Consider the following 20,917-nt stretch of genomic DNA (forward strand, 5'->3'; position numbering starts at 1 on the left):
GCCTCCGCCTCCGGCCGCTGCTGCGCCAGCTCGGCCGCGTGCGCCTGCCGCTTCGCCAGCTCCGCGAAGCGGCCGTTCAGCGCAAGCGCTTCGCGAAGCCGCGCCTCCTCGGCGCCGAGCCGCTCCGCCGCTTGCGTCTTGCGGCCTTCCGCCGCGCCAGCCGCTTCGCGGTACATCGCCGCCTCCTGCGCAAGCGCGTCCAGCATTTGCGCCGGGCTGCGGTACGGCTGCGCCAACACGGCCGCCAGCGCGCTGTCCGCGCGTACCGGCAGCGTCTCGCCGGCTTGGCCGATCATGACGTCCAGCCGCGTCCGCGCCTTCGAAGCCTCGTCCTTCAGCTCGCGGTGCTGCTGCTGGAACCGCTCCTCCAGCTTGCGGAACAAGTCCGTACGGAAGATGCGGCGCAGTATATCTTCTTTATTCTCCGTATCGCTCGTCAGCAGCTTGCGGAATTCCCCCTGCGGCAGCATGACGATCTGATTGAATTGATCCTTCGTTAAACCGATAATCGACTCCAGCTTCGCATTCACATCGGTTACCATGAACCGGTCGACACATGGCACCAACTCCCCGGACGTCGTCTCGTACAATTCCGCTTTACCTGGCGTCTCGCTCTTGTTGCCCGCTTTCTTGTGCGCCATTTGACGAACAACCCGGTACGAACGCTTCCCGACCGCGAAGTCGAATTCAACCGTCGTGAACGTCTCGTCATCGGCAAAATGGCTTCGCAGCATCCGGATTTCCGCGCGGTCCTCGCCGCTCGCCGCCCCATACAAGGCGAAGCAGATCGCATCGAAGATCGTCGTTTTGCCAGCGCCCGTGTTGCCCGAAATCACGAACAGCCGGCGGTCGCCAAGCTCCGTGAAATCGATCGTCTCTCCGTCACGGTACGGTCCGAAAGCAGTCAGTCTCAGCTTAATCGGTCTCATTGCGCGCCGCCCCCTTCCGACTTCAGAACGTCCATGAACGTCTCTTCGAACAGCTTCCGCTTCCCGTCCTCGAGCTCAATGCCCTTCACTTCGCGGTAAAAAGAGGCGAACAACTGGGCCGGATCAGCGCTCCGCCGGCTTTCGGCTGCGCCGTCCTCAGCCGCTCCGTCCTCCCGTTCAATCCGCGCCGTCTTCAGCCGCCGCTCGACATGCAGTGCGTTCGGATAGACGGCCCGTACCTTCTCCATCGGGAACAGTACCGGATTGTCGTTCAGCAGCGTGACGAACACATAGTCGTCGCTGGACTGATGCGCCGTCTCAATCTCTTCGATCGGCGCTGACACGCGTCGCATGTCGCGCTGCGGTTTCAGCTCGCGCTTCTCCACCGTAATGCCGCCATCTGCGTCAATCTCGACGACAAGCCAGCCTTTGCGGTGATTTTCCTCCGAGATCGAATACTTCAGCGGCGAGCCCGAATACCGGATTCGTTCGTCTCCGACGTGATGAGCCTGGTGGAGATGGCCAAGCGCCGTATAGTGGAAGCCGGCAAAATGCGCCGCACTGACATGCTCCGCACCGCCTATCGCGAGCGGCCGCTCGGATTCGCTTGTGTTCGGCTGCGGCTCGCCGCCCACCGTAACGAACGCATGTCCGACGAATACGCGCCGCGCTTTCGGATCGGCATCCGCTTCAATCGCAGCAGCAATAGCCCTCATCGCGTCGTCATGCGACCGGATCGCCTCGTCCTCCATCGTCAGCCTCACTTGCGACGGGTCCGCATAGGGAATGAGGTAAAAATGAACTTCGCCATGCTCGTCCCGCAGGACGACCGGCTTCAGCTCCCGGCGCAGCCGGCCGGCAAGATGCAGTCCGCGGCTCTCCATCAGCCGGGTGCCGAAGTCGAGACGGTCCGGGCTGTCATGGTTGCCCGATATCGCCAGCACCGGCGTTTCGAGCTCCATGACGAGCTTGCGCAGCAGCTCATCGAGCAGCTCGACCGCCTCCGTCGGCGGGATCGCGCGGTCGTACAGATCGCCGGCAATAATGACGGCATCGGGCTTCTCTTCCGCTACAGCTTGTACGAATTGCTCGAGCGCAAAGCGCTGGTCGTCCGTCATATAGACGCCTTGGACGAGCTTGCCGAGATGCCAGTCGGCCGTGTGAAACAGCTTCATCGTAGGTCACGCTCCATTGTATATTAATCTATGAGTTGGTCTGATTATCTAGCATTCAATATCGCTATTCTATTGTAGCCCATGTTCAAGACAGATGGCAGTCAAGCGAACAAATGTTTTGCTGGAAATGGAGACTAAGAGTCGATGTGGATCAAAAAACAAGCAGCCTGCATTCCGCCAACATGAGGTGCACGGTCTTACGGATCCCAACCCGCTCCTGAACGAGGTGCGACCGATAGCAACTGCCTCCCGCACGAGGGAGGAGAGGTCTTACGAATCACAATTCTCGCTCCGTCATGAGAGGGTCACGATCGATCTAACGAACCCTAGCGACCTTATTAAAGGGAAATTGACATAATCGAACGCGTAACGAACCCAGGAATCCTTATTTGCCCCACAATCGCCTGTTTTTCCACTTTATAGGCTGAATAGCGTTTGCTCGATTCGTTAGAATCCGAAAAGGGCTATTTGGCGCCAAATAAGGCTTCTCCAGTTCGCTAGCATGACAACGACGAAAAAGGCTCAACCGCCTAATGCCGCGATTCAACCTTTATCCATCATCTCTCCAAGTATGCAATACAACGAACCCTATCTTTCCAACGCGACAGCCTCTTTCATTGTACTTCACGTTCTTTCCCCCACATCGGGTCATCCATATGGAGCGAGTGTCGCATGAGGAAATACACCGCATAAAAAACCCCAGCTTGCGCAGCGATTAACAACGTCCCGCCGTCCCCGATCAGCTCGATCCAGTCTGTCCAATCTCCGTCTGATAACTTGTCCGCATTCGTTACTAATACGATGGCAAAGCCCGCAATGATATGTAGCGCACCTTGAAGGATATACCCGAGACGGTCTTTGCGTCTGATCACAATGCGGATAATGAGCGAGCACGGCACGCCGAATAGAATTGTAAAATAGGAGATCCCCAACACAAACATCCCAAACGCTTCTCCACTCGCCAAATGTAATATCAACGCGCTTATAAAAGACGATCCAAAAACCGTGAGAAATAGAAGCCACGCTTGATATACCCGTTTCATTGCTACCGCTCCATTCGCTCAATAGTCATTCTTGCTTGCCACTAATCGCAGCAGCGAATGGATAACTTTGGCAGTTCTAAATCCCATAGTACCACGCTGTTCGCGCCTAATAGAATAACCCGCTCCTCCTGAGCGGAGAGCGGGCTGCTTGCGGTCTTCTCTTCTAGTGGTTAAAAAACACGATCTGCACAAAAAACAATACGGCGAACACGTACAAAATCGGATGAACATCTCTGCCCTTGCCTCGGATGAGCTTCAGAATCGGGTAGGCGATAAAGCCGATGCCGATTCCGGTCGCGATGCTGTATGTGAGAGGCATCAGCACGACGATCAGAAAAGCAGGGAACGCTTCCTCGATGTCGTTCCATTCGATCTGGCGCAGCACGTTGATCATCAGAAATCCAACGATAATAAGCGCCGGTGCTGTAATCGCAGGAATGTTGGCCAGTACGGCAACGGTCGGCGAGAAGAACAGCGTCAATGCCAGCAGCACGCTGACCGTTACCGCCGTCAGCCCTGTCCTGCCGCCTACTGCGACGCCTGCGCTCGATTCGATGTAAGCCGACGTCGGACTTGTGCCGAGAAGCGCGCCGCTCGCTGTGCCGACTGCATCCGCCATGAGAGCGCCTCTGGAGCGCGGAAATTTGTTGTCCTTCAACAAACCCGCTTGCTCCGCAACACCTAACATCGTGCCGGTCGTATCGAACAGCGTAATGAGCAAGAAGGTGAAGATGACCGCGTACAAGCCTTCCTCGAACACCCCAGCGATATCCAGTTGGAAGGCGGTGGCATTCAAGCCGCTCGGCATCGCGGCGAACGTGGCCGGCATGTCGAGCAGCCCCATAATCCAAGCGAGGATCGCCGTAATAATCATGCCAATGAACAGATAGCCCTGGACACGGTACGACATGAGAATAAGCGATATCATCAATCCGATGATCGTCAGGTATGTCATCGGCTCCGACAAGGTACCGAGCGTAATGAGCGTCGACGGCGAGGCGACGATGATGCTCGCTTTTTGCAGCCCTATGAAGGTGATGAACAAGCCGATGCCGGCCGTTATCGCATGCTTCAGCCCGGTCGGGATCGCATCGAGCAGCATGTAGCGGAACGAGGTTAACGATAGCAGAACGAACAGCACGCCCGCGACGAAGACAGCGCCTAATGCGATCTGCCATGAGACGCCTTCTCCTCCGACGACGCTGAACGCGAAGTAAGCGTTCAGACCCATGCCGGGCGCAATGACGATCGGATAGTTGGAGGCAAGTGCCATAATGAGCGTTGCGATAATGCTTGCCAGCACCGTCGCGACGAAGACGCCGTGGAAATCCATGCCCGCCTCGCTCAGAATGCCCGGATTGACGATCACGATGTACACCATCGTCAGGAACGTCGTCACTCCGGCCAGCAGTTCAGTCGAGATGCGGCTGCCTCTAGCAGTGATTTGAAACAAACGGTCCATACGGTACAGCCTCCCCATAACAGGCAATAAATGCATTTCGGATGTCTATATCAATGTCCAACCGAACCATTTATTACTCGTAAAGAGTCCGCCACTAATTATAAGTTTGACCGCGCTTGACTTGTATGACCTGCATCGTCACTCTATTCCTCGCTTGCCTCGGACGCTTCTTCGCCAACCAGGCCATCCCGCCTCTGCAAAGAACGTCTTACCAGAAAGCAAATAACCGAATAAAACAAGAAGTATACCCAACTCTGCAGCAAGCCTGCATAGACCATCAAAGTGCCTGTATACGAGTAGAACAATAAGCGAGCCGTGCCGCCGATCAACTGGATGAAGAGATAGACAAGCAGCACGCCCGCAGCGGGATACAGCACCGCTTTGACCGCATAGACATAGATGTTATTTCGTTTCAGGTAATGTTCGATCAGCAGCGAGCACGGGATGCCCCCTGCAAGAGTGAACAAGCCGAACACAACGAACATAAGCCCGAATTCTTCCTCGTTCGCGTGCAGCCACAAGCTTGAATACAGGATGGTGCTAAGCATCGTGGATAGTATTATCGCAAAAAAATGCGCCCAGTAATAATGAACGCCATTCATTGTCTTCTGCATGGTCGCTGGAGTAGACATCTTCTGCAGCCCCCTTCTAGACAATTGAACGCTCGGATGCTGTCAAAAGTTTCATGCCGATCAGTTTCGAAATTGCTCCCGGCAAAAAAGCTGACGCCGTACATTCCGGCGCCAGCCCCAAGCATATCCCACTCCGTGAAGACATACCTATGGTATGAAACGTTATTTTCTCGCTCGGAGGGATCACGCCGATGAAACAAGACGAAATACGCCAGCTCGAACGGGCGATCGATGAAATTACCGAAATTGCCCAAGGGTTCGGTCTCGACTTTTATCCGATGCGCTACGAGATTTGTCCCGCAGACATCATCTACACATTCGGGGCGTACGGCATGCCGACACGGTTCAGCCACTGGAGCTTCGGCAAGACGTTCAACAAGATGAAGATGCAGTACGATTTCGGTCTCAGCAAAATTTACGAGCTCGTCATTAACTCGAATCCGTGCTACGCGTTCCTCCTTGACGGCAACTCCCTCATCCAGAACAAGCTGATCGTCGCTCACGTGCTTGCGCACTGCGACTTTTTCAAGAACAACGCCCGTTTCAGCCAAACGAACCGCAACATGGTCGAGAGCATGTCCGCCACGGCAGAGCGTGTACAGCAGTACGAGTTGGAATATGGAACTGAGCGGGTGGAGAAATTTATCGATGCCGTGCTCGCCATCCAAGAGCATGTCGACCCGACGATTATTAAGCCGTACAACCTCGACAAGACGCGGTATATCGAACTGTTGATGAAGGAGAGCAAACGGTCAGCCAACCTATCGGAATCGGTTAGCGCTTATGATGATATTTGGTCGCTGGACGATGACAAGTCGGCGGATGAATCGGCGGATACGCATACGAAGCGGTTCCCCCCGGAGCCGGAGAAGGATCTGATCTGGTTCATTGAGGAGTACTCCACGGTTCTGGAGGATTGGCAGCGCGACATTATGTCGATGCTGCGCGACGAAATGCTCTACTTCTGGCCTCAGTTGGAGACGAAAATTATGAACGAAGGCTGGGCCTCCTACTGGCATCAGCGCATCATTCGCGAGCTGGATCTGACGAGCGAGGAAACGATCGAGTTCGCGAAGCTGAACAGCTCGGTTGTCGTCCCGTCGCGCCATACGCTCAATCCGTATTATCTCGGGCTGAAGATTTTCGAGCATATTGAGAACCGCTGGGACAATCCAACGCAGGAGGAGCGCGACCGGTTCGGCATGAAGCCGGGACGGGGACGGGAGAAAATTTTTGAAGTGCGCGAAGAGGACTCGGACATTTCATTCCTGCGCAACTATCTCGACAAGAAGCTCGTGAAGGATCTCGATCTGTACGTGTTCGAGAAGAAAGGTCCAGAGTGGAAAATTACCGACAAAACGTGGGAAAACATCCGCGACCAGCTCGTCGTGTCCCGCGTCAACGGAGGCTTCCCATCGCTTGTCGTCCAGGACGGCGATTTCAACCGGATTGGCGAAATGTACTTGAAGCATCGTTACGAGGGCGTCGAACTTGATCTGAAATACCTCGAGCGCACCCTCCCTTACATTGTGCAGCTGTGGGGCAAGTCGATCCACCTCGAGACGATCATCGAAGATAAGAAGATCGTATTCAGCTGCGACGGGAAGAAGACGAGCCGGAAGTTTATTTGACCCCTTACAGAAACAAGAACCAACGGCAGCGCATCGTGCAACCGTTGGTTCTTGTTCTTGTTCTTGTTTCGAAATCTATGCCCGATCACGTTCCCGGCTTCGGCTTCTCATTCCAGCCAATCCTAATAAACCAAGCAGACCAAGCCAACCCCAGTCAAATCCGCGGTCGTTATTATCCGTCAATGCGCGTGTCCGGTATGTCCCGTTATTATAATGGTTGCCCGTATTTATTTCGTGGCGGTTTGTACTGTAAGCATTAAATCCGTCTGCTCCGTTGTTATATATCGTGCCGCTGCGATTGTACACCTGATTCTGGTAAGCGATGTCTTCAAGGTCTGACGGTGTTCTTGCCGTATAATCAGCAGCTTCCGCACTTCCTGCAACAAACGTTGCCGCTAAGCAGCCAGTCAGTGCATACATGGCGATCTTCGTCATCTGAATAATCAGCTCCGATACATCGAGAATGAATTTCCTCTTTATTGTGCCGATTTGAAAAAGACTCATACGACGAAGCCGCAAGCATTATTTACGTTCCTGCCCATGCATTTAATCGTTTGCTTGTTACTTTCCTGCCGTCTTGCCGCTGTCGGTCAAGCTGTTCTCAATCTTCGCTTTCTCCCGAAGCTCCTGTACTAGCGCCTGCGACAGCGTATAAATTTGTTGGCTAGTCATCTCCTGAACAATGCGCGGCTTCGCTTCCTCGAGCGTTGGCTTCACTGCCGCCTTATGGTCGGTTACTTTAATAATATGGTAGCCGAACGTGGTCTGGACAGGCCCGCTAACTTCGCCAGCCTTCAGCGAGAAGGCAGCATCCTCGAACTCAGCCACCATAGCGCCCCGCTCAAAATACCCTAAATCGCCGCCCTGTTCCTTCGAGCCGGTATCTAACGATTGCGCTTTCGCTATTGCGGCGAAGTCGCCGCCGTTCTTCAGCTTCGACGCAATCTGTTCCGCTTCTTCCTTCGTCGTGACAAGAATATGCGAGGCGCGAACCTGCTCCGGCGTCTCGAATGAGGCTTTATTCTGGTCGTAATAAGTCTGAATGTCTTGATCCGTAATCTTCACTTTAGGCTGCAGCAGCTTGCGCAGCCGGGCTTGTTGAAGCAGATCCGGCTGCAAATCTTCCAGCGTCATGCCATACTGCACAAGCGCTTGGTTGAACTCTTCTTCCGAGCCGAAATTTTCCTTGAGCAGCGCGAGTTCCTTATCCAGATCAGCACTCGAAATGACGATTCCGTTCTTGTCCGCCTCTTGCTTGAGGAGCTCGTCTACGATCAAACGGTCGAGCGCGCTTATGCCGTTTCCGCCTTTCAGCAACGTTTCATACAACGAATGCTCCGAAATGCCGATGCCGTTCACCTTCGCCACAGCGGAAGATCCGTCGGCGAAAGGTTTGCCTTTTTGCTTCGGACTGATATAAATCGAACCTTGCTTGCTGTCATATCGGACCTGCTGTCCAAGCGATTCTGCTACGAACCGCAGGGGGACATACGTCGTACCGTTATAGTTGATGCCCTGCTGCTTGTCCGGTGCTTTCTTCTCTACGCCGTCAAAAAAATATTTCACCGGTGACAATAAAGCCTCGATCTTGGCATTGCTTGCCGCGTAGCCGATCCCGCTAAAAAACACCGACCCCGCCATAAATGATACGATCAAATGTCTCGCCTTGAACGTTCTCATCATCTTCCCTCTTTCTCCTCGATTAATTGTGGCTTCCCGCATGTATGATCATAGCTAGCGTTCTATACCAGATTAGGTTCACCCTTTGACGCTGTCAAGAAATCGCTTTCAAATTTCCGGAATCCATCCTTTCAAAAAGATGGTTGTATCGAACTCAAATTTGAGTATAATAAGCAAAGGTAATCAAATTTGAGTAACGGTCGATCGACATATCGATCACGAAAGGAAGTTGAAGATGGACGCTAAAAATAGCAGTGTGAAGCTGGTCGTTGCCGGCCTGCTTCTCGGATTGTTCATGGCCTCGCTCGATCAGACGATCGTATCGACGGCAATGACGACCATTATTAAGAAGCTCGGCGGTTTTGAAAGCTTCATTTGGGTGTACTCCGCCTACATGATCGCCATGGTCGTCTCGACGCCGATCATCGGCAAGCTGTCCGACATGTACGGACGCAAACGGTATTTTCTCGCCGGACTCGTTCTGTTCGTTGCCGGCTCCGTATTATGCGGATTAGCACAAAATATGGAACAGCTCATCGTATTCCGTGCCATTCAGGGCATCGGCGGCGGTGCGCTCATGCCGATCGCATTCACCATTATTTTCGACACGTTCCCTGCTGAGAAGCGCGGCAAAATGATGGGTCTGTTCGGCGCCGTATTCGGCATCTCCAGCGTATTCGGCCCGATTCTGGGCGGCGCTATTACGGACAACATGTCGTGGCGCTGGATTTTCTACATTAACGTTCCGATCGGTATCCTCGCCGTCCTGTTCATTATGAAGGGCTATCACGAAACGAAGAACACGCGTAAGCAAAATATCGACTGGCTGGGCGCGATTACGCTGACCGCATCGATTCTGCTCCTCATGTTCGGGCTTGAGCTTGGCGGCACGGATGGCTGGGCTTGGGATTCGTTCAAGACGATCCTGCTCTTCGTCGGCGCTGCTGTTTTCATCGCGCTGTTCTTACTGGCCGAGTTGAAAGCAAAAGATCCAATCATCAAGCTGACGCTGTTCGGCTCGAAGCTGTTCACGAGCAGCATGATGATCTGCCTGTTGTATGGCGGCATTATGATCGCAAGCGCTTCGTACATTCCGATCTTCATCCAAGGCGTCTTCCACAAAACAGCAACGGAGACGAGTACCGTCCTCATCCCGATGATGCTCGGCGTCGTCGTGAGTGCACAAATCGGCGGCCGCATCGCGAACAAATTCGCATACCGCAGCATCATGGTCGTCTCTGCGATTACGCTGATCGTCGGCACGTCGCTGCTCGGCTTCGCGATGGATCAAGATACGAGCCGCGCCCTCATTACGGTCTATATGATCATCGTCGGTCTCGGCATGGGCGTATCGTTCTCGCTGCTTAACATTTCGACGCTGAACGCGGTTCCGCCGCAGTACAAAGGCTCCGCATCGTCACTCATCATGTTCTTCCGGACGATCGGTTCCGCACTCGGCATCACCGTGTTCGGCGCGCTTCAGAAGCATGATTTTCAATCGAGCATCGGCGCGCTGCCGAACATGAGCGCCGAAATGGCAGAGAAAATCAAAGGCGGTCAAGCGCTGCTCGACCCAGCCGTTCAAGCACAAATGAAAATTCCGGCGGAAGTCGTCAACTTGATGCTTGGCAAGCTTTCGGACTCGATTATTTTCGTCTTCCAATGGGCGGCGCTGCTGCCGGTTATCGCATTCGTATTCGTGCTCATGATGGGCCGCGCTCGTCTCATCGTCGGACAGCAAGGCCAGCAAGGCGCTCCGGGCTCCGGACCACAAGGCGCAGGCGGTACCGGCAAACCGGATCCTTCCTATCAGAAAGGTTGATCGCGGATGTCGTCGATGAGATTGTTCGTTCTCGGCCTGCTCATGGAGGGCGACAAGCATCCGTACGAAATCCGCCAGACGATCAAAGCGCGCGGCTGGAATGAAGCGTTCAAGCTGCGCGACGGCTCGCTCTACTATGCGGTCGACCAACTGCGCGATGACGGCCTGATCGAAGCAGCGGAAGTGGTTCCTGTCCCAGGCGACAACCGTCCGGACAAAACGATTTTCCGCATTACGGATGCCGGCCAATCCGCATTCCAAAAGCTGCTGTACGAGCAAATGCGTCAGAACGCTTACCCGCAGCATCCGGTATTGATGGCGCTGCCGTTCGTCCGGCACGGTCAAGTGGACGCGGTACTGCCGCTCCTTGAAGCGCAAATCGCCAATTGCGATGCACGCCAGGAGCGGCTGAACGAGGTGCTTGAGATGAAAGGCGAATACTTGCCCGGCGGCTCCGTGAAGATGATCGAAGGCATTATCCGCTTCAGCCAGATCGAGCGCCAATGGCTCGAACAACTCATCGCCTCCGCCCAGTCGGGCGAGCTGTTCGAGGGGCCCAAATGGACGCCCGAGCTGCTCGACGCTTACACGAAGAAGATGGCGGAATGGGGTCACGATTAACCGCATTCTCGAGCTGCGCATTGCACAAGCTTGTTAGACTCCCGAACTTTGGTTCGGGAGTTTTTGGTTTGTTCCGGCTATCCCCCTGCGCGCTAACGAATCATATGAACGCTATTTGCCCATTATTTGGCGTTTCCGCAACGTAACGAATCTGACGAGCCTTATTTCGTCGTTTTGGGTAGCTTTTCTCCACTTTGGGACCAAATAAGCACGCTGGGATTCGCTAGCTTCTATAACTAGCCCTATCCGGCAAAATAAGCGCTATAGGATTCGTTACAAGTTTGTGCGCGGTAAGCATCACCGGAGAACAACAGCTGTGCGAACGGCAACGTCGGTCGGCATCTACCAAAAACAACCCGCCCGAATCACATTCGGACGGGTTGAATCCATTCCTTTTACGGCTCCAAGCCCCATACTTTTACGCCGTCTTGGTACAGCGTAATTTTGTTCCAGTCGGCGAAGGCCGTGTTCTTCGTCGCATCGAACGAGTAGTCGTTCGCTTCGCTGAAGTTCGACCAGTCCGACTTGCTGATGCGGAGCTGGATTTCACCGGATTGGCCGCCTGGCTGAATGACGCCCGCGGAAGCCGAGAAGCTCAGCTCAATGTACGTATCCGCGCCCGTTGCCGATGCCGTGCCGAACGTACGGCTGATGTTAGCCCCGCCGACCACCGCATAATCGACCCACGAATTGAGCGCTGCGCTGCTGTCCTTCGTGAAGTAGTAACGGATTTTCAAGCCGCTCAGGTTGACCGGTGTCGTGCCCGTGTTCTTAATGTTGAAGAACGGCTTAATCGCATTGTCGTTCACATTCGTGTCGCCCGCACGGTATTGCAGGACGAGGCTCGAAGTCGTGGTCGTGCCGCCCGTCGGCGTCGCGCTTGCTTGCGCCGATGCCGTGCTCTCGCCTGCCGAGTTCACAGCCGTGACGACGTAGTAGTACGTCGTGCCGTTCGTCAGCGAGCTGTTCGTGTACGTCGTGCCCGTTATAGCCGTTGCTGCCGTCGTGTACGGACCGCCGCTCGTCGTCGCGCGTTTCACGTTGTATGACGTCGCGCCGCTCGATGCCGTCCATGCCAGCGTGACCGAGCCATTGCCCGCCGTTGCCGTTACGCCCGTCGGTGCTGCCGGTACCGTTACGACCGCCGCCGGCGTCGCGCTTGCTTGCGCCGATGACGTGCTCTCGCCTGCCGAGTTCACCGCCGTGACGACATAGTAGTACGTCGTACCGTTCGTCAGCGAGCTGTTCGTGTACGTCGTGCCCGTTACTGCCGTTGCTACCGTCGTGTACGGACCGCCGCTCGTCGTCGCGCGTTTCACGTTATAAGACGTCGCGCCGCTCGATGCCGTCCACGCCAGCGTGACCGAGCCATTGCCCGCCGTTGCCGTTACGCCCGTCGGTACTGCCGGTACCGATACGCCTGCCGTCGGCGTTGCGCTTGCTTGCGTCGATGCCGTGCTTTCGCCAGTCGCATTCACCGCCGTCACGACATAGTAGTACGTCGTGCCGTTCGTCAGCGACGTATTCGTATAGGTCGTCCCTGTCACGCCTGTTGCAACCGTCGTATAAGTACCGCCGCTCGTCGCCGCGCGCTTCACATTATAAGAGGTTGCACCGGTCGATGCCGTCCATGCCAGCGATACCGAGCCGTTGCCCGCTGTTGCTGTCAAGCCCGTCGGAGCTGCCGGCACCGCATTCGGATTGCCTACCAGCGACCAGAATGCCGGCTTCGATTGCAGTTGTTCATTGAACAGAAGCGGCCAATCGTTCCGCGTCGTTGGATAAGTGCGCAGCCACGTATGGCCATCGTCTTGACCCCAGAAAATGACGTTCGACAGCAAATCTTTATGTTTCACGAAAATATCGAACAACGCTTTATAACGAGTCGCTTGCTGCTGCGCCAGCGTTGTCGACAGCGTGTCGTATTTCGTGCCGTTGTTGTTGTAAATACTCATGTCCAGCTCGGTAATGTCCTGCAGGACGCCAAGATCGGAGAATTTCACGATCGAATCTTCGATTTGGCTCAATTGCGGATATTCAATGTTAATGTGCGTTTGATGGCCGACGCCGTCAATCGGCACGCCTTTCGCTTTCAAACGCTTTACAAGGTCGTACAGGAATTGTGCCTTCTGAGGAATGTGCGTGTTGTAATCGTTAATGTACAGCTTCGCGTTCGGATCGGCTGCGTGCGCATATTCGAACGCTTTCTCGATATACTCTTCGCCTGCGATCTGATACCACAAGCTGTTGCGCATGCCGTTCGGCTGCGACTCGTCGATCACTTCGTTCGCAACGTCCCATGCATAGATCTTGCCTTTATAACGGCCTACGACCGTATCGATATGATTCTTCAGACGCGCATACAAGACCGTCTTCGATACAAGATTGCCGTTCGCATCACGGAAAATCCAATCCGGCGCTTGGCTGTGCCAGACGAGCGTATGACCGCGAACCTTCATGTTATGGTCTTGGGCGAACTGAATGACCGCATCCGGTCCATCAAAATGGAACTCGTTCTCCACAGGTTCCGTCGCATCCCACTTCAAGTTGTTGCCCGGTGTAATGCTGGCAAAGTGCTTCGTGAGCAGATCGCCGTTCGGGCCGAACATTTCGTCATTCAGAATGGCGGTTCCGATCGGGAAATCGTTCGCGAATACCGTCTTCAGCGAAGGAATACTCGTCTCGATCGCCGGCGGCGTAATTTCGACCACCTCGAAATCGTCCACGTAGAACGATTGGGTTGCCGACGATGATTCGAAGTAAACGGAGATAGCGTCTGGAACAGCGCTCAAGCGGTACGACGCTTCCAGCTTGACCCATCCGTTGGAGGTCACCGATTGCGTAGCGAGGTTCTCGTAGTTCGTCGTCGTGCCTTCCGTTCTCTGCATCGACATCGTAACGTTGGTATTTCCCGAACCGTTCGGCAGCTTCACCCAGCCGCGGACCGTATAGTTAATGCCCAAATTCAGCAGCGACGTCAAATCTTTGCTCGCGCCATGATAGTTCTGTGTGCGCGTGTCGACGAACATGCCCTGCGATCCGGTTCTTGCGCCTGCCGCGCCGACGACGGTTACCGTCTCGGTACCGAGCCGAGGCCCCCAGCCCTGCAGCGTGCCGTCTTCGAATCCGTTCGTGACTTTGACCGTATCCGCGCTCGCTACAGGGGTTGCACTCTTCGGCGGTACAATAATAGCAAGGGCGATCAACGCGCTTAATGCGATCATGCCTAGCTTCTTCACTACTTATTTCCTCCCGTCAATTCGCAATAGTTTAGGAATAAACGCCTGTCTCTTCCCATCCGTCCACCTACAACACTCTTCCTCGTTCTCCTCCTTTCGAGCCAACCAGCAATGGACAAGGAAGATGGTCCTCATCTGACATTCTCGCTGTACTCTGAACGTACAGCGAATGAAAATAATGGTCTATGCACAAATATGACTATTCGACTGTCATTTTTTGTACTTTTTTAAATCTTAATGTTGATTACAGACAAAAAAACCGCCTTAGGTTTAAGGCGGCGCAAGGGACATTAACGCTTATGAATAAAAGCGAGGTCTTATTTATTCCTTGTTGTTTTCTCCCAACTGACGACTTCTACATGATTCGACTTCCTTATTGAAAAGGGGTCTTTCGTCTGTTCAGCATCAAACTTAACGGTTATGTATGCTTCATTGCCTGTGACTTTTAGAATTAATACATATCTCATTCTTGAATGAACAATACTCTTTAGTCCAAAACCATTATAGATATCTAAAATTGAAAGGAGGTAAAATAAAAGTTTATGCTTAATTCCTTTATTTTTAATACTCTCTATAACGATTTTTATCGTTGCAGCGGAAATACTATAATTCATATTTTCACGTAGATCCTGTTTATCGACTATGAGATTACCATCAGCATAGAGAGTAATAACTTTTGGATTATCATATGATTCTTCTACATATTCCAAGGACAAATTAGCGATTCCTTTTTCCATCTATTCGCCCCCCAATTCCCGTAAATGAATTCGAAGATGTCAGCGTTCCCTCTCTGGATAATGTGCCCAGCCAGGCAGTCAGGCTATTCTGGATTCACGAGTCATCTTCTGACGGACAAAAAAGGCAGCACGCGTACTGGCGCATGCTGCCGATCATTTTTACAATCTCGTTTCGCCAAGCTGCGCAACGATCCGGTATTTACCGCGAAGCGGCTCGTAACCGAGCTTGCGGTTAATGCTTAGAATCGGACCGTTCAACGAGTCGTTATCTGTCCGAATGTAGCTGGCGTTGCGCTGATGGGCGAGACGTGCGGCTGCTATTTTCAACCCCAAAGCAATTCCTCTGCCACGGTAAGCCCCGCTAACGCCTGTATATTCGTGGTACATCCCATTCGTTTGCTCGTTGTAGAGCACGTTCGATACGCCGATATACCGGTCGCCGTCAGCGGCAATCAGAACCCTATCTTCCGCATAGCCTTCTACAGCAAGATGCCATTTGCGCCACTCTTCGAAGTACGGCACTTCTCCGACATATCCCGGAATATCAGGCAATGTCTCGCAGTACAGCTCATGCAGATTCCGCTCGCTTGCTTCGCCGGACTCCTCCGCCAGCGTCGTCAATCGGATGCCACCACCAGTCAACCGTTCCAGCGTAAGCTTATCCTCTTCGTCGTTCGGATTGAATCCGTCAAGCTGCAGCACCGACTGGAACATATGGCGGTCCTTACGGAACCCTCTTCGTTCCGCGAAGCGGACCGACTCCGGGCAGTCATCCCACACTTCCGAGTAGAGCGTATCCGCCCCGAGCATAGTTCCCCATTCAGCGGCATGGCAATACAGAGCATCCCCGATTCCTTGCCCGCGGCTATCCTCCGCCACTAGAAACGTATTGTTCAATACGCCCGGCTCTGTCCATGGCGCCCGCCATGTCGAGACGAATCCGACGATTCGGTCACGTTCATCGACCGCAACCATTCGCGTCCGGTCATAGCCTGCAAGCCGTCCGTCCGCATCCTTGTACGTGTCGCCAACGGTAAACATCTGATCATCCTCTTGCTTCAGCCGTTCCGCCGTCGTCGGCTCCGACAGCCACGTGTTCAGCAACTCCGCTAACAGCTCGTAGTCCTCGGGCAGATTAAGCTCCCGCAACATCACCTGATTCAACCGCATTCTCCTTCTTCGATCTCTCTATTTATCTCAGTCCAATATCATGGAACCGGTTGTCAGCCTCTTCCCGAACGAGCAGACGCAGCTGCTTTATAGCCTGCTCCTCCGCTTGCAGCGCTTCCCGGAATAATTGGCACAATCGTTCCGAATCTTCTATATCTGTGCCGATAATGTGCGAGAACAGCTCCGCTACTTGCTCATAGCAAGCCGCTGCAGCGCCAGTCGCAAGGTGCGGCAGCTCCGCTTCCCGCATATAAACGGAAATATCCCGCTTCGCTTCCTCGTAATAATCGAACGTCACCTTAGCGCCTTCCCGGTCATAATCGCCGCTTTCCAATGCATTAATAATCGCCTCATAAGCTGCTCGTCCGCATGCATAATCTTGCTCCGGCAGCGTCAGATCGTGCGTCTCCCATTTGAAAATCGCTTGAAGAAACGATTCCTTGATCACAGCAGCATCGTCCATCGATATGCGGCTCTCCATTACTTGATAATACCAATACGGAGACGGGCCCCCGCCGAATGCTGCATACGACAGACGCTGAAGCTGCTCTGAAAAACCATCCGAGTAAAGGAGGGCGCCTTCTCCATCTTGATCATCGTACGTCTCTGCAACGACAAAACCTTCATGCCAAATAATCGCGCCAATCCCCCGATCGATAGAGGCTTTTATATCTAGGATTGCCTGCTTACGGTACAAAGGAAAGGTCGGCACGAAGTTAAAGCCCATGCTCGACGAGCATGTCACCCCGATAAAATCCGCCGCTAGAAAATGCTCCGCATGCCAGTTGTATGCAGTAGGCGATTCCTCCGACAGCCGCCGATTCACCGAGAAGCGAAAACCGTTCACGGTCATGCCGGACAGCATCGGTCTCGTGCAATCCATCCAGCCAGCTTTCGTCAGTATGGTGTGCATCGCATCGACGTAAGAACGCGGATAGGTCGACTTACGCGATGACATTATGTGAAGTGCATCTGTATTCATCGTCATTCTCCTCCGCTATCTTGCCGTATGCGCGCTCCATCTCGTCACGATCGACCGTTTCAGGTCGGGGTACTGTGCGGACAGCAGTCGGAATTGATCCACCGCCAGGTCTTCCAGCTTCTCTGCTAGGCGAAGCCGTTCGATAGCCCGGGATATTCCGCCGTCTTGCCCGAGACCGATATCCGACACCGCCTCTGCGAGCTCTGCATAGAACGAATAGGCTTGATCAAGCTCCGGCCACAATGTCCTCACATCCGCTAGATACTGCTTGATCTCAAGCCGAGAGTATTTATATGAATCGATAATGTACTTCGCTCCGCCTTCATCGAACTGTCCGCTCTCCAGTCCCTGTGCCAGAAACATATAAGCCAGCTTCCCGGAAGCGATAGCTTTGTCCGGCAGCGTCTTGAACGGAGTATCCCAATCGTGAATCGCGAGCCGGACCGATTCGAGCACCTGCTGATCGAGCGGCACCTCCACGCGTTCGGCGAACACGCGCACATACCAGAATGGAGTGAAGTTAATCCCCATGTTGTCGTACAGCACGATCTCATCGTCCTCCGACCAGCCGTTCTGCACGTAAAATACGCCGTCATCGTCATCGTAACCGCGAATGACGCCGAACTCGGGAATCCAATAGATGACGCCTACGCCACGATCCAAGCTTTCTCGGATCCAGCGGAGGGCATCCTGTTGATAAAAACGGAACGTCGGATGACGTGTGCGGCCAGCGTCGAATGCCGTCCACAGGCCAAGGTTATCAATTGCAGGTCCATGCTCGAGCCCCCACTGTCCGTAAGCGGTGACCGAGAAAGGAAGCAGTTGCTCGTGAACGGTAAATTTGAACGCCATGCCAGAAAGCCCGGACAGCATATATTTCGGCCCTTCGAACAATCCGGCTGCCGTCAGCACTGCATAGAGCGCATCCGTGAACGACTTCGATTCCCGCTTCATGTTGATTTCGTGCAAATAGATGCCTGACATCGTCTATGCCTCCGTATTCAAACGCGCTAGCAATTCTGATGCCGCCCGCTTCAGCTTCTCCTTCAACCATTTCGGGGACTGCAGCTCTGCCCATTCGGAAGCCATCAGTTGCCGCAGGAATGCGTCCGTATCATAAAATTCAATCTCGTATTGCAAGCCGTCCTCGTCTCTCCCGGCAACGGCAGTGAATCCGTTCCATGAACTTCCGTTTAATGGATGATGCAGCCTTACCTTCGCGACGAACGGCTTGCGAATAGGCGCCTCTCCCTGCGCTGCCGAAGGAGTAGGGAGAGGCTGGTCCGTGAACGAACGGTTAGTCAGAGCAGCTTGCTCGATAGCCGACAGCCGGAACTGCCGCTGCTCCCCATCCTGCTCCGAGTATGCTTCCACGTAATCTTCATTGTAACGGCTTCGCAGTCTGAGCGGCTGAATGCTGAGACAACGTCCTTCATAGACGATATCGACCGCGCGCGACTGCTTGATCGCCTCCGTCAGCATGAGCACCGTCTGCATCCGCTTCGGATCGGCGTAGAACACCGGCAATCGCCCGTATAGTTCCGACTCCGCCTCGTCCGTGAACCGGTCGAGCAGAAGAGCGACTCGATGGGCCGCATCCGCGTGATCGTAATTGTATTGGCGGTACCGGTGCACCAAATATTTCAGCACCTGCTTCTCATCATCGGTCATATAGAGCAGCGGCAGCATATAGGTATTGTCCTCGTACTTATATCCGCGCCGCTTCGCGTCGTACATGAGCGGCGCCCGCAGCGATTCCGCCATATATTCAATATCGCGCTGCGCTTGCCGCCTGGATATTTCGAACTGCTCCGCGAGATGGCCGCTGTTCGGATAACGCGACTCTCTAATTTGTTGGTCGAACCATTGAATGCGGTGCGTGTTGCTCAAGCTTTCGTCCCCTCCCGGGCATTCGCTCTTCCTTCTTCTATAAGCGTACCGGAAATGAACCGATTGGCAACTGTTTTCATAGAAAAATCCGCCGTACAGAACGAGCGGACTTTTCCTTATCGCGCGGCTAGCTTAAACCGTAATCGCATCTATTGCGGCTGCGGATGCGTTCTGGCATCTTTTGCACACCTTTACTCCCGTTCCGCCGGTTTGCGTACGCGGATACAGCAGCTTAATGCGCGTTGCGCGGCATACCGGGCAAGTGCCCCGGCCTCGGGAAGGCATGCTCCAAAGTACGCGGCCCCGTTTTGTTTTTACCATTGTGTGGACATCCCCTTGTCGATCGAGTGTTGGTCTTGCTTGTTTGCTCTCTCATCATACAAAAAGCGGTACGACATAGAATGTCGTACCACTTCATCCAGTGTAAATATCTTTGTCGCATGTGAGTGATTAAAAGTTAGCTCATTCATCATTGGAAAGAAATACCCCGAAAGCCATGAACCATTCGAGGTCCGCAAACTTAGTATTAAAGAACGGGCATCCCGCCTGGCTCTTGCGAGCCAAAGCAGGATACCCGTTCTTTGTAAAAGTGAAATTAAATTAAGTTGGATTTCTCAAGCAGACGTTGGATAATAACCGCCACTTCAGCTCTTGTAATAAATGCCTTCGGCGCAAGTTCCGCACTCATTCTACCTGTCACAATGCCGGACTGTACACTGTCCGCTATACTGCTTATTGCCCATTCCGAAGCTTTCGCTGCATCCATATAAGGATGAAGAGTTATCTCTACGGATTGAACAGGCAGCTCTGCCTTTAAACTCGTAATGGTCATAGCTTTGGAGATCATCGCCATCGCTTGTTCGCGCGTGATGTTGTCATTCGGACCGAAGGAACCATCGCTATATCCATTAATCAACTTATATTCATAAGCGGTATTAATGTAGCTGCTGAACCAATCCGACGCCTTCACATCCGTGAATACAGAATCCCCGCTCTCCAGTTTAAGCCCCAGGCCGCGAACAAGGATTGCCGCGAACTCGGCACGAGTGATGTTGCGATCTGGATTGAACTGTCCGTTCCCCGTACCGCCGATAACCATTCGCGATCCCATGTCATTGACGGCCTTCTTCGACCAATGGTTTGCCACATCGTCGAATTCAATTGGATGCCATACTAGCGCATACGTACTATTCGACAAGCTGTTGATGACCGCGTAATATTTGCCGTCTTTCATTATAATCTTGGTCGGTACATGATGGACAGTCCCATCTGGATCTACGACAACGCCTGTTGTGATTTTGTTTGGATCCACCCCGTCAGGAATCTCGATGGTCCGTTCCACGTAAGCATCGAACTTCTCAATCGTAATAGTCCGATCCCCGTACGTACCCTTGATTGTATAGCTGATCGGCGGAGCTACGAGAGTGAAGGTTCCTTTCTGCGCTGCATTCTCGACCACGTTCACCATAGCTGCTGTCGGCTCTGAGATTTCAATCATAACCTTAATATCTTGCAAGCTGACGGATTGGCCGATCTGATCGGATATGGCGTCAATGTTGAGTTGATGCGCAGGGAGTGTGTAAGTTGTCGGTCCTGTTTTGATCACCAGAACGGCTTGATTACCCTCCATGTTTTTGACCATTTGACCGTTGAACTGGCTAATCACATCGTTCACCTGCGGTGTTACTATTAGGGTCACCACTGCTCCTTGACCTTCAGCCTCAAGCTTTTCCTCCAGTTTCTTCTGGTCAACCGTAATGGTCGTGACTTGCCTATTATCCACTGTGGTCGTTGTTGCTGTCCCTATTTTTTCCGCCTTGCCATTAATAAGCACATTCATGCCTGAGCTTGTAGTTTCAGATGTTGCATCATCAGCAGTCACATTCGGTGCTGCCGGAGCAGAT

At 53.4% G+C, this 20,917-nt stretch carries 18 protein-coding genes; 3 read left to right on the plus strand and 15 right to left on the minus strand.

Features of this window, described 5'->3' with window-relative positions; translation table 11 throughout:
- From PKO01S_RS25560 to PKO01S_RS25580, 5 genes are all read right to left on the minus strand, one after another.
- Positions 1–929: AAA family ATPase (locus PKO01S_RS25560; protein ID WP_164779766.1), on the minus strand; the 929-nt coding region annotated here is incomplete at its 3' end.
- A complete protein-coding gene (locus PKO01S_RS25565) occupies positions 926–2,104 on the minus strand; it encodes an exonuclease SbcCD subunit D (protein ID WP_127534283.1) in 1,179 nt (392 codons plus the stop codon). The genes PKO01S_RS25560 and PKO01S_RS25565, both read right to left, overlap by 4 nt.
- A 614-nt stretch (positions 2,105–2,718) precedes the next feature.
- Entirely contained in the window at positions 2,719–3,045 is a 327-nt protein-coding gene (locus PKO01S_RS25570) for a hypothetical protein (RefSeq protein WP_127534284.1), read from the minus strand.
- A 265-nt stretch (positions 3,046–3,310) separates the two neighbouring features.
- Positions 3,311–4,609 carry an NCS2 family permease gene (locus tag PKO01S_RS25575; protein WP_127534285.1) on the minus strand — a complete coding sequence of 433 codons (1,299 nt, stop codon included), beginning with the start codon at positions 4,607–4,609 and terminating at the stop codon, positions 3,311–3,313.
- Positions 4,610–4,752: 143 nt separating this feature from the next.
- The gene (locus tag PKO01S_RS25580) at positions 4,753–5,241 is read right to left on the minus strand and encodes a hypothetical protein (RefSeq protein ID WP_127534286.1); all 489 of its coding nucleotides are present in this window, start codon (positions 5,239–5,241) and stop codon (positions 4,753–4,755) included.
- Positions 5,242–5,432: 191 nt separating this feature from the next.
- Here PKO01S_RS25580 and PKO01S_RS25585 point away from each other — a divergent pair, with 191 nt between their 5' ends.
- Entirely contained in the window at positions 5,433–6,872 is a 1,440-nt protein-coding gene (locus PKO01S_RS25585) for a SpoVR family protein (RefSeq protein ID WP_127534287.1), read from the plus strand.
- Positions 6,873–6,947: 75 nt separating this feature from the next.
- On the opposite strand, the gene PKO01S_RS29170 is transcribed toward PKO01S_RS25585, so the two are convergent.
- Both PKO01S_RS29170 and PKO01S_RS25595 read right to left on the minus strand, forming a co-directional pair.
- Complete coding sequence (locus PKO01S_RS29170; RefSeq protein ID WP_127534288.1) at positions 6,948–7,376, minus strand: WGxxGxxG family protein; 429 nt, start codon at positions 7,374–7,376, stop codon at positions 6,948–6,950.
- A gap of 57 nt (positions 7,377–7,433) precedes the next feature.
- Positions 7,434–8,555 carry a peptidylprolyl isomerase gene (locus PKO01S_RS25595; RefSeq protein WP_246070737.1) on the minus strand — a complete coding sequence of 374 codons (1,122 nt, stop codon included), beginning with the start codon at positions 8,553–8,555 and terminating at the stop codon, positions 7,434–7,436.
- A 232-nt stretch (positions 8,556–8,787) separates the two neighbouring features.
- On the opposite strand from PKO01S_RS25595, the gene PKO01S_RS25600 reads away from it, so the two are divergent.
- The gene (locus PKO01S_RS25600; protein ID WP_127534289.1) at positions 8,788–10,374 is read left to right on the plus strand and encodes an MDR family MFS transporter; all 1,587 of its coding nucleotides are present in this window, start codon (positions 8,788–8,790) and stop codon (positions 10,372–10,374) included.
- A gap of 6 nt (positions 10,375–10,380) precedes the next feature.
- Positions 10,381–10,995, plus strand: coding sequence for a PadR family transcriptional regulator (locus tag PKO01S_RS25605; protein WP_127534290.1), 615 nt, complete (start codon positions 10,381–10,383; stop codon positions 10,993–10,995).
- Between the two features lie 395 nt (positions 10,996–11,390).
- Here the strand turns inward: PKO01S_RS25605 and PKO01S_RS29070 are convergent, their stop codons facing one another.
- The 8 genes from PKO01S_RS29070 to PKO01S_RS25650 all read right to left on the minus strand — a co-directional run.
- A complete protein-coding gene (locus PKO01S_RS29070; RefSeq protein WP_174818612.1) occupies positions 11,391–14,234 on the minus strand; it encodes an endo-1,4-beta-xylanase in 2,844 nt (947 codons plus the stop codon).
- A 317-nt stretch (positions 14,235–14,551) separates the two neighbouring features.
- Entirely contained in the window at positions 14,552–14,971 is a 420-nt protein-coding gene (locus PKO01S_RS25620) for a hypothetical protein (RefSeq protein WP_127534291.1), read from the minus strand.
- A 159-nt stretch (positions 14,972–15,130) separates the two neighbouring features.
- On the minus strand, positions 15,131–16,126 hold the full coding sequence (locus tag PKO01S_RS25625) for a GNAT family N-acetyltransferase (protein ID WP_246070738.1): 996 nt from the start codon (positions 16,124–16,126) through the stop codon (positions 15,131–15,133).
- A gap of 37 nt (positions 16,127–16,163) precedes the next feature.
- Positions 16,164–17,123 (minus strand): hypothetical protein, encoded by a 960-nt coding sequence (locus PKO01S_RS25630; RefSeq protein WP_127534293.1) that lies wholly within the window; start codon positions 17,121–17,123, stop codon positions 16,164–16,166.
- A 15-nt stretch (positions 17,124–17,138) separates the two neighbouring features.
- Positions 17,139–18,107: a cysteine peptidase family C39 domain-containing protein gene (locus tag PKO01S_RS25635; RefSeq protein ID WP_127534294.1), complete on the minus strand. Its 969-nt coding sequence runs from the start codon at positions 18,105–18,107 to the stop codon at positions 17,139–17,141.
- 3 nt (positions 18,108–18,110) lie between these two features.
- Complete coding sequence (locus tag PKO01S_RS25640) at positions 18,111–19,013, minus strand: helix-turn-helix transcriptional regulator (RefSeq protein ID WP_127534295.1); 903 nt, start codon at positions 19,011–19,013, stop codon at positions 18,111–18,113.
- 132 nt (positions 19,014–19,145) lie between these two features.
- Positions 19,146–19,334 carry a hypothetical protein gene (locus PKO01S_RS25645; RefSeq protein WP_127534296.1) on the minus strand — a complete coding sequence of 63 codons (189 nt, stop codon included), beginning with the start codon at positions 19,332–19,334 and terminating at the stop codon, positions 19,146–19,148.
- Positions 19,335–19,608: 274 nt separating this feature from the next.
- Positions 19,609–20,917, minus strand: a 1,309-nt coding sequence (locus PKO01S_RS25650; protein WP_164779768.1) for an S-layer homology domain-containing protein, incomplete at its 5' end; no start/stop codon positions are given.

It is taken from the genome of Paenibacillus kobensis NBRC 15729 (genome assembly GCF_004000825.1).
Lineage (GTDB): Bacteria > Bacillota > Bacilli > Paenibacillales > Paenibacillaceae > Paenibacillus_T > Paenibacillus_T kobensis.

Excerpts from the sequence above, each read along its gene's own strand:
- PKO01S_RS25585 (WP_127534287.1), top strand. The coding sequence starts at position 5,433 with ATGAAACAAGACGAAATACGCCAGCTCGAACGGGCGATCGATGAAATT.
- PKO01S_RS25620 (WP_127534291.1), bottom strand. The coding sequence starts at position 14,971 with ATGGAAAAAGGAATCGCTAATTTGTCCTTGGAATATGTAGAAGAATCA.
- PKO01S_RS25635 (WP_127534294.1), bottom strand. The coding sequence starts at position 18,107 with ATGTCAGGCATCTATTTGCACGAAATCAACATGAAGCGGGAATCGAAG.
- PKO01S_RS25600 (WP_127534289.1), top strand. The coding sequence starts at position 8,788 with ATGGACGCTAAAAATAGCAGTGTGAAGCTGGTCGTTGCCGGCCTGCTT.
- PKO01S_RS25630 (WP_127534293.1), bottom strand. The coding sequence starts at position 17,123 with ATGAATACAGATGCACTTCACATAATGTCATCGCGTAAGTCGACCTAT.
- PKO01S_RS25580 (WP_127534286.1), bottom strand. The coding sequence starts at position 5,241 with ATGTCTACTCCAGCGACCATGCAGAAGACAATGAATGGCGTTCATTAT.
- PKO01S_RS25605 (WP_127534290.1), top strand. The coding sequence starts at position 10,381 with ATGTCGTCGATGAGATTGTTCGTTCTCGGCCTGCTCATGGAGGGCGAC.
- PKO01S_RS25565 (WP_127534283.1), bottom strand. The coding sequence starts at position 2,104 with ATGAAGCTGTTTCACACGGCCGACTGGCATCTCGGCAAGCTCGTCCAA.
- PKO01S_RS25595 (WP_246070737.1), bottom strand. The coding sequence starts at position 8,555 with ATGATGAGAACGTTCAAGGCGAGACATTTGATCGTATCATTTATGGCG.
- PKO01S_RS29170 (WP_127534288.1), bottom strand. The coding sequence starts at position 7,376 with ATGAGTCTTTTTCAAATCGGCACAATAAAGAGGAAATTCATTCTCGAT.
- PKO01S_RS25575 (WP_127534285.1), bottom strand. The coding sequence starts at position 4,609 with ATGGACCGTTTGTTTCAAATCACTGCTAGAGGCAGCCGCATCTCGACT.
- PKO01S_RS25645 (WP_127534296.1), bottom strand. The coding sequence starts at position 19,334 with ATGGTAAAAACAAAACGGGGCCGCGTACTTTGGAGCATGCCTTCCCGA.
- PKO01S_RS25570 (WP_127534284.1), bottom strand. The coding sequence starts at position 3,045 with ATGTTTGTGTTGGGGATCTCCTATTTTACAATTCTATTCGGCGTGCCG.